Origin of the sequence: Chitinophaga flava (genome assembly GCF_003308995.1) — a bacterium.
GTDB classification, from domain to species: Bacteria; Bacteroidota; Bacteroidia; order Chitinophagales; family Chitinophagaceae; genus Chitinophaga; species Chitinophaga flava.
In genome coordinates, this window is record NZ_QFFJ01000002.1 from 2,513,954 (window position 1) to 2,527,563 (window position 13,610).

13 protein-coding genes are annotated in these 13,610 nt (G+C 47.5%); 10 read left to right on the top strand and 3 right to left on the bottom strand.

Annotated elements, in window-relative coordinates; translation table 11 throughout:
- Positions 1 to 18: 18 nt before the first annotated feature.
- Positions 19 to 1,488, bottom strand: a complete 1,470-nt coding sequence (locus DF182_RS26230) for a TolC family protein (protein ID WP_113618721.1) — start codon at positions 1,486 to 1,488, stop codon at positions 19 to 21.
- A 2-nt stretch (positions 1,489 to 1,490) separates the two neighbouring features.
- Positions 1,491 to 2,738, bottom strand: coding sequence for an efflux RND transporter periplasmic adaptor subunit (locus tag DF182_RS26235; protein ID WP_113618722.1), 1,248 nt, complete (start codon positions 2,736 to 2,738; stop codon positions 1,491 to 1,493).
- A gap of 232 nt (positions 2,739 to 2,970) precedes the next feature.
- Here DF182_RS26235 and DF182_RS26240 point away from each other — a divergent pair, with 232 nt between their 5' ends.
- The 5 genes from DF182_RS26240 (at position 2,971) to DF182_RS26260 (ending at position 8,298) form a co-directional block, all read left to right on the top strand.
- Positions 2,971 to 3,807, top strand: a complete 837-nt coding sequence (locus DF182_RS26240) for a helix-turn-helix domain-containing protein (RefSeq protein WP_113618723.1) — start codon at positions 2,971 to 2,973, stop codon at positions 3,805 to 3,807.
- Positions 3,808 to 4,266: 459 nt separating this feature from the next.
- On the top strand, positions 4,267 to 4,752 hold the full coding sequence (locus tag DF182_RS26245) for a hypothetical protein (RefSeq protein ID WP_147243555.1): 486 nt from the start codon (positions 4,267 to 4,269) through the stop codon (positions 4,750 to 4,752).
- A 94-nt stretch (positions 4,753 to 4,846) separates the two neighbouring features.
- On the top strand, positions 4,847 to 6,547 hold the full coding sequence (locus tag DF182_RS26250) for a GMC oxidoreductase (protein WP_113618725.1): 1,701 nt from the start codon (positions 4,847 to 4,849) through the stop codon (positions 6,545 to 6,547).
- 141 nt (positions 6,548 to 6,688) lie between these two features.
- Complete coding sequence (locus DF182_RS26255) at positions 6,689 to 6,910, top strand: hypothetical protein (RefSeq protein ID WP_113618726.1); 222 nt, start codon at positions 6,689 to 6,691, stop codon at positions 6,908 to 6,910.
- Between the two features lie 68 nt (positions 6,911 to 6,978).
- Complete coding sequence (locus DF182_RS26260) at positions 6,979 to 8,298, top strand: sensor histidine kinase (RefSeq protein ID WP_113618727.1); 1,320 nt, start codon at positions 6,979 to 6,981, stop codon at positions 8,296 to 8,298.
- A gap of 16 nt (positions 8,299 to 8,314) precedes the next feature.
- Here the strand turns inward: DF182_RS26260 and DF182_RS26265 are convergent, their stop codons facing one another.
- Positions 8,315 to 8,752, bottom strand: a complete 438-nt coding sequence (locus DF182_RS26265; protein WP_113618728.1) for a winged helix-turn-helix transcriptional regulator — start codon at positions 8,750 to 8,752, stop codon at positions 8,315 to 8,317.
- A 156-nt stretch (positions 8,753 to 8,908) separates the two neighbouring features.
- On the opposite strand from DF182_RS26265, the gene DF182_RS26270 reads away from it, so the two are divergent.
- From DF182_RS26270 to DF182_RS26290, 5 genes are all read left to right on the top strand, one after another.
- Positions 8,909 to 9,679: an SDR family oxidoreductase gene (locus DF182_RS26270; protein WP_113618729.1), complete on the top strand. Its 771-nt coding sequence runs from the start codon at positions 8,909 to 8,911 to the stop codon at positions 9,677 to 9,679.
- A 242-nt stretch (positions 9,680 to 9,921) separates the two neighbouring features.
- Positions 9,922 to 10,716, top strand: coding sequence for an SDR family NAD(P)-dependent oxidoreductase (locus tag DF182_RS26275; protein WP_113618730.1), 795 nt, complete (start codon positions 9,922 to 9,924; stop codon positions 10,714 to 10,716).
- A gap of 2 nt (positions 10,717 to 10,718) precedes the next feature.
- The gene (locus DF182_RS26280) at positions 10,719 to 11,705 is read left to right on the top strand and encodes an NAD-dependent epimerase/dehydratase family protein (RefSeq protein WP_113618731.1); all 987 of its coding nucleotides are present in this window, start codon (positions 10,719 to 10,721) and stop codon (positions 11,703 to 11,705) included.
- A gap of 15 nt (positions 11,706 to 11,720) precedes the next feature.
- Positions 11,721 to 12,797, top strand: a complete 1,077-nt coding sequence (locus DF182_RS26285; RefSeq protein WP_113618732.1) for a sensor histidine kinase — start codon at positions 11,721 to 11,723, stop codon at positions 12,795 to 12,797.
- Complete coding sequence (locus tag DF182_RS26290; protein ID WP_113618733.1) at positions 12,794 to 13,549, top strand: LytR/AlgR family response regulator transcription factor; 756 nt, start codon at positions 12,794 to 12,796, stop codon at positions 13,547 to 13,549. The genes DF182_RS26285 and DF182_RS26290 overlap by 4 nt, the downstream gene beginning before the upstream one ends.
- Positions 13,550 to 13,610: the final 61 nt, after the last annotated feature.

Sequence of the window (13,610 nt, forward strand, 5' to 3'; positions counted from 1 at the left end):
TATCCGGATTTTTATGGATTACAGATACTTTATTTTTTCATTTTTATCAAAATCATACAGGCTGAGGAATCTCAGCTGATAGTAGGAAGCCCAGGAATCACGCAGGGCGCCAATGTAATCTCTTTTGGCCTGATCTTTTTCCTGGAAGGCGATACTAAGGTCGGTGATACTCAGGTTGCCCAACACATACCGCTCTTTGGCGATCTGGAATTTTTCAGTAGCGATACTGTCGGCGTTGGCCGTCAGTACCAGCTGGTTTTTCATCATTTCAAACAAAGTGACCTGCGTAACAATAGCTTGTGTAAAGGTTTGTTTGTCCTGCTCCACTGCGTAGGTGGCAAACTGCAGATTAGCCTCCGCTGTTTTAGTTCTTGATTTGGACCTGCCCCAGTCGAGGATAGGGATGGTAAAAGAGAGATATACCAGTTGCTGCTCATTGGGAGACTGGTATACTTTAGGGATGGTGGTGCCGCTTTTGGTAAAGCCCAGCTGCGCGGTCAGACTGGCATTCAGCCCGTTGTCACCTTTTGCTTTGGCTACGTCCCGCAAGGCTTCGGTGATACGCCTTACAAAAGCAATGGCATCGCTTCTGTTGTCATAGGCTTCTTTCAGTACCTTATCACTGGATATCTTTGCATTGCTCACGGTAACAGGTAGCAGGAGGCTGATATACTGGGTGTCCTGCCAACCTATGAAGGAGCGCAGGTTTAAGCCGGCTATTTCCATGTCACGCCTGGCGACACCTACAGCTTTCTCATTCTTCAGCTGTTCCAGTTTCAGTTGAAGAATCTCATTCCTCGACACTTTGCCCATATCAAACTTTTGGTTGGCAATCCGTAATATGTTTTCAGTGTTGACCAGGTTTGTTTCGGCAATCTGGAGGTTTACCTGAGCCTGCAGCAGATCAAAGAAATAAGTGTTTGCCTGTATCGAGATCTGTTCCATTGATTCGATATATGCCTGCCTGCTCTCCTTGTATTTCAGCGGCTCGATTTTTTTATCCCATCTAAGGCTGTTGAACTGGAACAGTGGCTGGTTGATGCCTATTCCGAAGGGAACGCCGTTATACAATGTGTTTTTCCTGTCAAAATCATCAAAGCGCTGCAGTTGGGTGGTGCCGAAGATGGTGCCTCCCGTGGCGGCAATGGTCTGGCTGAAAGACAGGTTCAGGGCTGAGTTGTTGTTATGTACCGACTGGAAAATGATGGTACCATCCGGTTGTACTACCGGCGTTGAGTTTTTGTTATAGTTGGGCAGTGTACCCTCAAGTGAGAGTTGGGGCTGATAGTTGGACCTGAAGGTTCTGTATTGCCAGTACTTCGTTTCTTTGGTGGTAACGGCCTGCCGGGAGGCGATGGAACGCTCTTTGGCCATTTCCACAACCTGCTGAAGGGTAAGTCTGAGGGTGTCGCCGGCTGACTGGCCATATCCTTTTGCAAGCGTGAGGGGCAACAGAATGACACAGAAAAGGCTTGTTTTCTTTTTCATGATCAGTTGGTAACGGTTATAACTTTGGAGTTGATATAAGAGCTCATGTCGGAAGTGATTACTACATCGCCGGGTTTGACGTTGTCTTTGATCTCTACATAATCAAAGTTGCTCAGGCCTATATGAACGGTCCTTCTCTCTGCTTTTCCGTTGTTGAGTACAAAGATGTCTTGTGTGGAGGCGCCTTTGAAGGCAGGGCCGTTGGCTACGCGCAGTACATCTTTTTTAGCGGAGGTCACCACAAATACGTCTACTTTAAGGTTGGGCCGTAACAGTGGACTATTACGCTCTTCCAGTTGTATGTTGAACGTAATAATACCGTTCTGGATAGTGGGTTGTATACCGCTCACGGTACCTCTGATCTGTTTATCATTGATACGGATGATGACAGGCATACCGCTGTTGAGCTGATTGATATGGTTGTCGGAGATACTTCCCTGGACTTTAAAGCTGCTGAGATTTGCAATGCGTACGAGCTGTTCTCCTTCTTTGACAGCGGTGCCAATGTTTTTGTTGATCCAGGTGATTACACCGTTTCTGTTGGCTACGATACTGGCCAGGCGCAGCTTACGCTCGAGTGCACTGAGGTCATTCTGCTGTATGGCAGCGGCAATGGTAGCTTCCCGCATCTGCACCTGCATGGTTTGCTGCTTGCTTTTTACTTCGTTTTCAAGTTGTTGTTTTTCCAGTCTGGCTACTTTCAGATCGGTCTCTATTTTCTCCACGTCTTCGCGGGTGGCGCCTCCGGCTTTGTACAGGCGTCTGGTGTTTTCGAGGTCGGCTTCCAGACTGTTGATCCGCAGCTGTTTGATGTTGTTGTTGGATTTGATGTCGTAAAAACTTTTATCCAGTTCAAGCTTCAGTTTTGTAATATCATTCTGCTTGGATTCCAGCTGGAATTTCAGTTTTTCGTATTCTGACTGGGATACTGATTTGTCCAGGCTCAGGATAGGCTGGCCACTTGCCACAGGAGAACCGGCGTCGAGCAACACGTTCTGGATGGAGGCGTTAATAGGGCTGGTGATGACTTCCTCAAATTCGGGTAACACTTCACCGCTGGCATTCAGGGCGTTGGAAATATCCCCGCGTTCCACAACGGCGGTGGTAATGGCTGATTTGTTTACAGACTGCGCCAGGAAGGACCGGAGCAACAAGATAATAATAATGATCGCTACAATGAGGAAGGATACTATGCGGATCAATTTTTTTCTTTTGTGGGATAATACTTCGGCATCAATTACTTTATCCATGGAAATGATTTTGCCGTTTCGGTTCCAACTTGGGTGCCAAAGTGAAACCCGCTTCCATGGAGTATTTGCTGTGAATTTGCAAATACAAAGTGTCCGATTCCGGACACTTTGTATGATTTTGAAACAACCAGAGAAACCCGGTTTATTTTATGGTCGCTAATGTTTACATTTGTCCGGGAACCTCTTAGTAAGTGTTCTGATGTATGCGCTTGTTTAACCTTAATACCGAGACATGAGGCCAACTGTGAAAGCTTATAAGCCGCACCCTGCATTGCAGGATTTTTTGAGCAACATTACGATCTATGAAGCTGACTTTACCCAGTCACCCGGACTTTCCAATATGTACAGGTTTGTGCCTACGTACCAGCGATACATTATGTTTTATATCAAAGATCCCATCCGGGTACTACGGGCATACGACAATGAATTCCAGACCAAGTCGGTTTCGCTGACCGTGGGGCCGCTCGAACAGTCAGTAACGCTGGATCTGGGGCAGCGTCATATGGCTCTGGGCGTAGCTTTTAAGCCGGGTGGCCTGTTCCGGCTGCTGAATATCCCTATGCCGGAGATGCATGAACAGGATTTTGATACCCGTTTGCTGCTGGGCAATGAAGTGGACGAGATCAATGAGCAGCTGCAGGAAAATACCCATGACTGGGACCTGATGGTGCGTATCGTGGAGTCTTACCTGCTGAAGAAACTATACCGTTTGAAACCCTCCCTGCCGGTAGATATTGTAATGGATAATCTGGTGGCCCAGGCTGGCAATGTCACGATAGAGCAACTGGCCTCCGATGCCTGTGTAAGCGTCCGTCAGTTTGAACGGAAATGTGTGGAGCGTACCGGTATGTCTCCCAAACGCTATGCCCGCCTGATCCGGTTTTGTAAAGCCTATCACCTGAAGGAGATAAATCCTGACGCCACCTGGACCCGTATCGCCCATCTCAGTGGCTATTACGATCAGATGCACTTTATCCGTGACTTTAAAGAGTTTGCCGGTATCACGCCTTCCTTTATTGATGACGAAGCCCTGAGCCGTACAGTGCGCCTGCATAGCATGATTACCTGATAAATCTTTTTTATCTATACGACATCAGAATCGTCATAAAAGCGGAAAGATGTCGTATTTGTACTATTCAGTAGTATCTAATCTGGATAACTTTGTCTTTCGCAACCATATGTGTTAGGACATTTGACATAACGGTTACGCATAATGATGACATGTCCTATTTCCCTGTGCCGCTATGCCACATACACTGTATTACTCGATCAGCAACCTGGTTTTATCGGACAGTAAATTGCCGCCTTTCCTTCCGCCATGTAGGAATATTGTGGTTTGCTGATCAACTCACATTGTTTGTGTTTCCCCCAAACAATGAGAGAAGTACCGGAAATCCCGGACTTGTTATATAGCCGTAGTGGTTTAGAAGTGAAAAAGCCGCATCAATCAACGGATTGGTGCGGCTTTTTTGGTGGCGGCACACCACATAAAAGATGCTTATCTTTAGTAAACCAGATCCCGCTTACCATGAAAATACTGCTTATCTTGTTGTTATTATTTTGCTTTGCAGACTTGTTTGCGCAGATACCCCCTCCGGGAGACACCAAAAACACGACGTATTTTATAGACAGTATGCCTGTTCCTTATACGGCCCTCTCAGAGATACTGCCTACAGACATTGCCCGGGCTACCGTCATGAAATATACCGGCCAACTTGCCATTAGTCACAACAACGCGGTTTATTTAGAAACCAAACAATTTGTCCGTAACAGATACTGGCTCATCTTTAGTCAGGATGCGGGCTACCGGAGCATCGTACCAGAACCGGGAGCAGATGCACAGGTGGTCTATATCCTCAACGACAAGGTACTGAAAGACAAGCCGGAAGCGGAGCTGTCGGAGGTCAACATCCATACGTTCAAAGAGCTGAAAGTGATTGATAGAGCTATGCTGATCCAACAATACGGTGTAAAGGGGAAAAAATACGGGGTGATCGTCCACATCGAAAAATAAAAGCCGTCGGCACGTCTGTTTTCCGGTCATACCAAATCTGCTGTGTTTGTATCAATATTTTATTATTTTTCGGCACACCTGTAAATTCCGTGGTATGATCAATCTGAATCTGAAGGCCCAGACGGCCAATACGTATGACGCGATAGTAGTAGGTTCCGGTATCACTGGTGGCTGGGCTGCCAAAGAACTCTGTGAAAAAGGACTCAAAGTGCTGATGATAGAAAGAGGGCGGCAGCTGGAACATGTCAAGGATTATACAACGGCCACGGCTGCACCCTGGGAGGTACAGCACCGGGGTGTGCTGACCAACGAACAGAAAAAAGGACACCAGTACCTGGTCCGCGAAAAGGTATATACAGAGTTTAACCAGAGCTACTGGATGAACGACGCGGAAAATCCCTATACAGAAGAAAAACGTTTTGACTGGCAACGGGCGGATATCGTAGGTGGCCGTTCCATCATGTGGGGCAGGGGCTCCCTTCGCTGGAGTGACCTGGATTTTGAAGCCAATATAAAAGAAGGCATCGGTATCGACTGGCCTATACGTTATAAAGACCTGGCGCCCTGGTACAGCCATGTAGAGGCTTTTGCCGGCATCAGCGGGCAGGCGGAAGGGCTGCCTCATCTGCCAGACGGCGTTTTTCAGCCGCCCATGGAAATGAACTGTTTTGAAAAACAGGTGAAAGGCAGGCTGGAAGCCGCTTTCCCGGAGAGGCGCATGACCATCTTCCGCACCGCCAATCTCACGCAGGCTATCGGTGACCGGAACAAATGCCAGTACCGTGACCGCTGCAGCCGGGGATGCCCTTTCGGAGCGTATTTCAGCACACAGTCTTCTACATTGCCGGCAGCTGTCAAAACAGGCAACCTTACCCTGCTCACAGATTCCGTTGTCAATAGTATCATCTATGACGAAGACAAAGGCAAAGCTACCGGCGTAAGGGTGATCGACAAACATAGCAAAGCGATGACGGAATATTACGCCAAAGTCATCTTCCTCAACGCGTCTGCACTGGCCAGCACCTTCGTATTACTCAATTCCACCTCCGGCCGTTTTCCGCAGGGGCTGGGCAACGACAGCGGTGTATTGGGCCAGTACCTGATGGATCACCATTTCCATGTAGGCGCCAGCGGTACCTCAGAAGACTTCGCCGATAAATACTACTACGGCCAGCGCCCCGCTGGTTTTTATATTCCCCGCTTTGCCAACGTAGAAAAAGACAAACGCGCTTACCTGCGCGGCTTCGGCTATACCGGCTACAGCAGCCGTACCGGATGGGCCAGGGGTATCGCCGAACTGGGCGTAGGCGGCGGCTTTAAAGACTACCTGACAGAACCCGGTCCCTGGCAGATGGGACTGATGGGCTTCGGGGAATGCCTGCCTTATAAAGAAAATACCGTGAGCCTCGACCACAGCGTAAAAGACGCCTGGGGCCAGCCTGTGCTGAAAATAAACTGTGAGTTCAAAGACAACGAAATGCAGATGCGCAAGGATATGGCCAGCGAAGCAGTAGCTATGCTGGAAGCGGCAGGACTGAAGAATGTACGTTCCTTCGACAGGGAATCCTATCCGGGTATGGCTATCCATGAAATGGGCACTGCCAGAATGGGCCGCGATCCTAAAACGTCTGTACTTAATGAATGGAACCAGGTACATGCTGTCAAAAATGTGTTCGTGACAGATGGGGCCTGTATGACCTCTTCCGCCTGTCAGAATCCCAGCCTGACATATATGGCGCTTACCGCCAGGGCTGCAGATCATGCTGTAAAGGAACTGAAACGGCAGGCATTGTAACCTTTTTATTAACTTTGAAAGCGAACTACACAAAGAGGGTGCCTCATCGGCCGATGAGACACCTTCTTTCTTTTTGTAAAATATTTTTTCAGGGCCGGCAAAACACCAGGCCGGCCCTGTGTGACTTTAAGCCTTAAACCTATGCATCCTTACTCTGAGTGGACAGTAATAGTGGTTTTCCTGGTTATCGAAGCAGCGCTCCTTGTAAAATACGGAGGGAAGGTGCTGGAAATTTTTCATCAATATCAGGAAGGGGATATCCGTGGAATGGCACTGGTCTTCAGGGTGATCGTGTTTATCCTGCTCCTGGCGGCCTTTGTGCTGCTGGACCTCACCCTGTGGGGCAGGGGACAGGAAGGGTAAAAAGATCCGCTTCCCCGACCGGCAGGGTATGCTTGACAACCCGATTTTCACGGTATATTTGCAGTCCTATGCATAAGGGTCCGACTGACTATCTTTACCGAATAACACAACGTACCTGGAGCTACATAGTGAATGTAGGAACAAGCCCGCTGATGCCTTTTATAGAATCAAGACGTACCAGGTTACTCAACCTGCTGGCTATTCCGTGTATCCCGTTTATGTTGTTCTTTGCCGTCCTGAATGCCAGTCAGGGCCGGTATCTTCTTGCGGCCCTTAATTTGACCACCAGCGGGATTAATGTTTTTGTATTATGGCTGCACTGGAAACGACGTTATCTCAGCGCCCGGCTGGTAGCTATTGTATGCAGCATTCTGTTGTACGCTTTCACCGGCCTGTTTTTTCATAATGGCGCAGAATACTTCCTGCTCAATATCCTGATCTGTTGTATACTGGTGTATGACAACAAATGGGTGGTAGCAGGACTCAGCACACTGGTCATCACAGCCTTCCTGCTGATTATTTTTATGCCGCAATATTGGCAGCTGGCGGAGCCTGTCCCGCAAAGCAGGGTATGGGCCAATGTGGCCACTTCGCTTTTCTTTATTGTGGTGGCGCTGAGCTTTTTTAAGTATATCCAGGGTGATTACCAGCGGGAGATTGAAAAACAGCGGGAGGCGCTGGCAGCCATGAACAAGGACAAAGAGAAACTTTTTTCTATTGTGGCACATGATATCCGTAGTCCGTTGGCCACGCTGGAAGTACTACTGGACATGTTCCGCAAAGGAGAATATCCGGAATTGGAAATGGAAGAAGCGGCGGGCATGTTGCATAAAAAGATAGCGCAGCTGGGAGGGTCATTGGATAATGTCCTGCGCTGGAGTTCCCGCAGTATGAAAGGTATTCACGCGCAGCCCGTGAACTTTTTTCTGGGGCCGCTGGCCACCGAAGTGCTTTATTTCTTCGAGATGATCATCCAGCAAAAAAAAATCACAGTAGACACGGCTATCCCTTCAGATCTCTTGTTGTACGCCGATAGGGACCAGGTGTCCGTTATCCTGCGCAATTTCCTGAGCAACGCGCTCAAATTCAGTTATACAGGAGGTCAGATAGAAGTGAAAGCCATTGCAGCCGGTACACAGGTGGCCATCAGTATTACCGACCATGGCACGGGCATGTTGCCTACGCAGGTGTTAAACCTCTTTTCCTATCGTCAGAGCCCCGGCTACGGTACAGATGGAGAGCGGGGTACCGGGCTGGGGCTGATACTGTGTAAGGAGTTTGCCCAGCAAAATGGCGGCGAAATCACCGTGGAAAGCCACGTCGATAAAGGGACCCGCTTTACCGTATTTCTACCCATGGGCAAGCCCGATTTCACTGAGGACGACTGACCATCGCCCGCTACTTTTACTGGTTGGCAGCTGTCGGTAAATCGAACACTTTACCTGTTTTTATTTGTTTGATCACCCCTTTTCCTGTTTCAGGCAAAGCCTCCTTCTTTTCTTCCATCAGCGTTTTGAAAGTATCCATATACTTCAGTCCCCATTCCTCCATAGAGGCCACCACCGGCAACATAGACTCACCGAATGAAGTCAGGTAATATTCTACTTTGGGCGGCATTTCCGGATAGATCACCCTCCTGATAATGCCATGAAACTCCAGTTCACGCAGCTGCAGGTCCAGCACACGGCGGCTGGCGGAAGGCATTGCCCGCTGGAGTTCTGCGGGCCTTCTAACCCCGTTTTTGATCAGATATATCAGATACGATTTCCACTTGCCACCAATGATTTCCATCAATACAGCCATGCCACAGGTGAATTCTTTAGGTATTTTCTTTTCGTACATCGTTTCATTTTTTAACCCTGACAAATTTATCCCTATTTCCCTAAACGGAACATACGGAAAATATTATCCGTATCAGAAAGTAATTGCCTTAATTGACTCTCTGGTGTTATCTGCGTCACTTTGCAGCATCATTTTTTTCACTAAAAACAAATTAAGATGAACACAGGAAAGTACGCAGGAAAAAAAGCCGTGGTAACAGGCGGTACACACGGGATCGGACTGGCAGTGGTGAAAATGCTGCTGGCAGAAGGCGCCACTGTATTACTCACCGGCCGTAATCCCGCCAATGTTGAGAAAGCCGCCCAATCACTGGGCAGCCAGGCACATGCCGTTGTTTCCGATGCGGCCAGCATCGCTGATATCAAAAAACTGGGGCAGACCGTAAAAGAGCAGCTGGGTACCATCGATCTGCTGTACATTAACGTGGGGATCTCTTCCCTCACCACCTTTGATAATGTAACACCCGAAATATACGATGAGATGTTTGCCATCAATACCAGGGGTAGCTTTTTTACAGTACAACAGCTGTCATCCCTGATTAATCCGGGTGGTTCCGTTGTATTCACCACTTCAGTGGCTAATGGGGGAGGTATTACCGGCATGAGCGTTTATGCAGGTACCAAGGCCGCATTGTATTCCTTTACAAAAAGTTTTGCCGCTGAACTGCTGCCACTGGGCATCCGGGTAAATGCTGTCAGCCCCGGTTTTACAGACACTCCTACCATGGGCGTGACAGACGCCACAGAAGCAGAAAGAGAAGCGTTCCGGCAGATAGGCGATGCCATTACTCCAATGAAACGGCACGGCTCTCCCGAAGAAGTGGCCAAAGCTGTCCTTTTTATGGCATTTGACGCCACTTTTACCACCGGCGAGGAAATACTCGTAGATGGTGGTCTGGGACAACGTTTAACACCCCCCGAAAACTAACTGTGATGGCTTATGATGTTTTATGATGGACTTGATGCGATTAGTGGATGTCTAACAGATTGGCAATATTGCGTGCCAAAAGATGTTTTCGGAAAAAATCCTGCATCATTATCAGGTCTATCATAAAACATCACAACTTATCATCGTTACGGGTCGGGGACAGTTTTCGTCAATTCATCAAAAAATCGTTTGCAGTAGCTTCGCGCTACTGCATTTTTGTGTGTACTAACCTAAACCGCAACATGCAACATACAAAGTACACCATGATCACAGGCGCCAGCTCTGGATTGGGAAAGGAACTGGCCCGGCAATGTGCTGCCATGGGCCGTAATCTTATCCTGATAGCCCTGCCGGGAGGAAACATGTTTTCCCTGGCCGAGAACCTGGAGCTGGAATATAAGGTGGACGTCCGTTTCTTTGAATTTGATATGACGAATACCAGCCTATTACAACAGGTGCTGGCTGAGGTCTTGTCCCAGTACCAGGTAGACTTCCTGATCAATAATGCAGGCATCGGGGGAACATCTTTCATCACTGATACTTCACTGGAGAGAATAGACAGTATCATACAATTGAATATACGTAGTACCGTGATCGTTACACGGCTGCTGATACCACATTTGCTGCAGCACCAGGAGAGTTATATCCTGAACATCGCCAGTATGGCGGCTTTTACCCCTATTGCCTACAAAACGGTATACCCGGCCTCCAAGGCTTTTATCTCTTCCTTTTTCCTGGGACTGCGGGAAGAGCTGTCGGGTACGGGTGTATTTGTGAGTGTGGTATATCCGGGGCCTATCATGACCAACTCCCACACATCCCGGCGTATCATTGGCCAGGGCTTTAAAGGGAGAATGGGCTTGCTCAATACCTCTCAGATTGCAGCCATTGCGCTTAGAGGCACTTTCAGCAAGTGCCGGGTGATTATTCCGGGGCTGATGAACCGTATCAATCATCGGCTGATGCAGCTGTTGCCATTGGCATTCAGGTTGAGACTGGTGTCGCGGGAAGTAAAGAAGGAAATACAATTTGTCTGAGCATGAAAACAGTATTAGTAACAGGAGCCAACGGGTTTCTGGGTTCCAATCTTACACGGGAGCTATATCGCCTGGGATATGATGTCAAAGCGATGATACGGCCTACGGCCGATCTGAAAGGAATGGCCGATATTCCCTGTGAGGTATTCTTTGGCCATATCGATAATAAAAATGATGTAGATGCGGCCGTGGCCGGCTGTGATATTGTAATTCATACGGCCTGTATCACTGATCAGTGGAATATTACTTTCAAAGAATACGAACGGATCAACTACACCAGTACACAATACATTACAGAGGCCTGTATTCATCAAGGGGTAGAACGATTGATCTATGTGAGCACGGCCAATACTATCGGGCCGGGTAGCCGGCTTTATCCTGGTAGTGAACTGAATGGGTTCACCCTTTTCAGTGCCCGCTCCGGTTATATCAATACCAAATACCTGGCACAACAGTATGTGCTGGAACAGGTGGCCGCCAGCCGGCTGGAGGCTATAGTGGTGAACCCCACTTTTATGGTAGGGCCCTGTGATGTAAAGCCCAGTTCTGGTAAACTGCTGTTGTACGGACTGAAGAAGAAAGTGCTCTTTTATCCGCCGGGAGGAAAAAATTTTGTCCATATACAGGATGTGTGCAGAGGTATTATCAACGCAATCCACTACGGCAAAAACGGCAACTGTTACCTGTTGGCCGGCCAGAATCTGAGTTACCGCGAGTTCTATACTATCCTCAATAACATCACCGGCGAGAAAAAACTAATGGTAAGGATACCTAAAACGATGCTGAGAATAGCCGGTACAACAGGTTCGCTGCTACAGCGTTTCGCTCGTATAAAAGGCCGGTTGAATCATACGGCTGCCTATATGTTGTGTATGGATAATTATTATACCGGGAAGAAGTCTGAACGGGAGCTGCATATTAAGTATACACCGGTGGAAGATGCGATCAGTAGTGCATTCCACTGGTTCAGGGAAAATAACTATTTTTAGGATTAGGGGTAAACTATGAACTTCCAGGAAAACGAACCTTTATTCTCCAGCAAAGTATTTCTGTATCTCTCCAGGATACTGGTGCTGTTCACTTTCAGCATTATCTTCAAATCTTTTGATCACACCTTTGTGAATGACCTGAGGGTGATGGATTTGAGGGGCTGGATGTTCAGCCTTTTTTATGTGGCTTTTGGGCTGCTGGTATGGGAAGGAGCGGTATGGCTCACCCGTATGATTGAGGCGAGGATAGGAGGGGTGGCAGCATCCCGCAGACTGGCTGTGTTATGTTGTGTGCTGGTATTGTATGGGATAGTGGCGGCTTTTGGTTTTGGTTTTTTGTATGCTGTGTCAGACATCGTGCTGTTTCATCGTTATGAAGCCTGGCAGAGCTTTAAGGCACTGAGTTATGATCTCAACTTCGGCATATTTATGTTTTACCTGCTGATACTGACTTTCAATGGTATCATCTATTATTATTCAGCATGGAAGGAATATCAGGTGCAGGCGGAAAGGCTGATGCGGGAGAATATACAGGCCAGGTATGATGCCCTGCGCAACCAGATAGATCCGCATTTCTTTTTTAACTCGCTGAGTGTGCTCACCAACCTGGTGTACAAAAGCCCTGACCTGTCGGCAGATTATATTACACAGCTGGCCAAAACCTATCGTTACATCTTAGATAAGAAGTTCGAAAACCTGGTGACGGTACAAACAGAGCTGGACTTTCTGGAGTCATATCTGTTTCTGATGCACATACGTCATCAGCAGAGCATACAGTTTGAAGTTGAAGTAGAGGAGAAGATACGCAGCAAAGGGATGATCCCGCCGGTATCCCTGCAATTGCTGATAGAGAATGCCATCAAACATAACCGTTTTTCTGCCAACGATCCGCTGATTATCAGTGTAAAGAATGAAGATGGTTGCCTGGTAGTATCCAATCCTGTCCGCAGGAAAACGGGTGCTGAGTTGTCATCCGGGATAGGGCTCGAGAATATTCAGAAGAGATATGCGCTGATCAGCGACCGTGGAATTGAGATACAACAGTCTGATGAAATGTTTATTGTAAAAATACCCATTATTACTGTCACATGAAGATTGTCATATTTGAAGATGAAATGCATAATGCCGAACGCCTGAAACAGTTGCTGCATAAGTATGATCCGGGCATAGAAGTAGTGGCTGTTATTGAGTCGGTAGCAGAAGGACTGAAATGGCTGGAACAGGGCATTGGTGCAGATTTGATGATGATGGACATACAATTGTCTGATGGGAACTGTTTTGAGATATTCAGTAAAATGAAGGTGTCTACGCCGGTCATCTTCACGACGGCTTATGATGGTTTTGCCTTACAGGCTTTTAAGGTAAACAGTATCGATTACCTGATGAAGCCTATTGACCCCGACGAGTTAAAACGGGCCTTGCAGAAATATGAACATTTCCGGCCAGCGGCAGCGAGTGCCATTAGTATTGAAAAGATTGCGGAAGAGTTTATGCGCCGCAACAGTACCCGTTTTATCGGTAAGATCAACAATCAGCTGGTATATGTGAAAGCACAGGATATTGCTTATCTGCATTTTACCAAAGGTATGACGGTAGCTACTACGGTAACGAATCAACGTTTACCGCTGGACTATTCATTGGATCAGATTGAGAAGATGCTGGACCGGAATGTCTTTTTCCGGATCAACCGGCAGTTTATCATACACATCGATGCCATCAAAAAAATCACCACTTATTATAATAGCAGATTAATACTTCAATTAGCACCTTATGTTGATACTGATGTTATTATTAGCCGTGAGAGGGTGGCGGAATTCAAGAGCTGGCTGGAAGGCAAAAGCTGAAGCCACCAAACGATGAATGCCTGTATAACTGGCTGTTTGCAGCAAGTAATCTAGATCTTAT

Bases quoted from the DNA above. Each gene is read 5' to 3' on its own strand.
- DF182_RS26230 (WP_113618721.1), bottom strand. From the start codon at position 1,488: ATGAAAAAGAAAACAAGCCTTTTCTGTGTCATTCTGTTGCCCCTCACG.
- DF182_RS26235 (WP_113618722.1), bottom strand. From the start codon at position 2,738: ATGGATAAAGTAATTGATGCCGAAGTATTATCCCACAAAAGAAAAAAA.
- DF182_RS26240 (WP_113618723.1), top strand. From the start codon at position 2,971: ATGAGGCCAACTGTGAAAGCTTATAAGCCGCACCCTGCATTGCAGGAT.
- DF182_RS26245 (WP_147243555.1), top strand. From the start codon at position 4,267: ATGAAAATACTGCTTATCTTGTTGTTATTATTTTGCTTTGCAGACTTG.
- DF182_RS26250 (WP_113618725.1), top strand. From the start codon at position 4,847: ATGATCAATCTGAATCTGAAGGCCCAGACGGCCAATACGTATGACGCG.
- DF182_RS26255 (WP_113618726.1), top strand. From the start codon at position 6,689: ATGCATCCTTACTCTGAGTGGACAGTAATAGTGGTTTTCCTGGTTATC.
- DF182_RS26260 (WP_113618727.1), top strand. From the start codon at position 6,979: ATGCATAAGGGTCCGACTGACTATCTTTACCGAATAACACAACGTACC.
- DF182_RS26265 (WP_113618728.1), bottom strand. From the start codon at position 8,752: ATGTACGAAAAGAAAATACCTAAAGAATTCACCTGTGGCATGGCTGTA.
- DF182_RS26270 (WP_113618729.1), top strand. From the start codon at position 8,909: ATGAACACAGGAAAGTACGCAGGAAAAAAAGCCGTGGTAACAGGCGGT.
- DF182_RS26275 (WP_113618730.1), top strand. From the start codon at position 9,922: ATGCAACATACAAAGTACACCATGATCACAGGCGCCAGCTCTGGATTG.
- DF182_RS26280 (WP_113618731.1), top strand. From the start codon at position 10,719: ATGAAAACAGTATTAGTAACAGGAGCCAACGGGTTTCTGGGTTCCAAT.
- DF182_RS26285 (WP_113618732.1), top strand. From the start codon at position 11,721: ATGAACTTCCAGGAAAACGAACCTTTATTCTCCAGCAAAGTATTTCTG.
- DF182_RS26290 (WP_113618733.1), top strand. From the start codon at position 12,794: ATGAAGATTGTCATATTTGAAGATGAAATGCATAATGCCGAACGCCTG.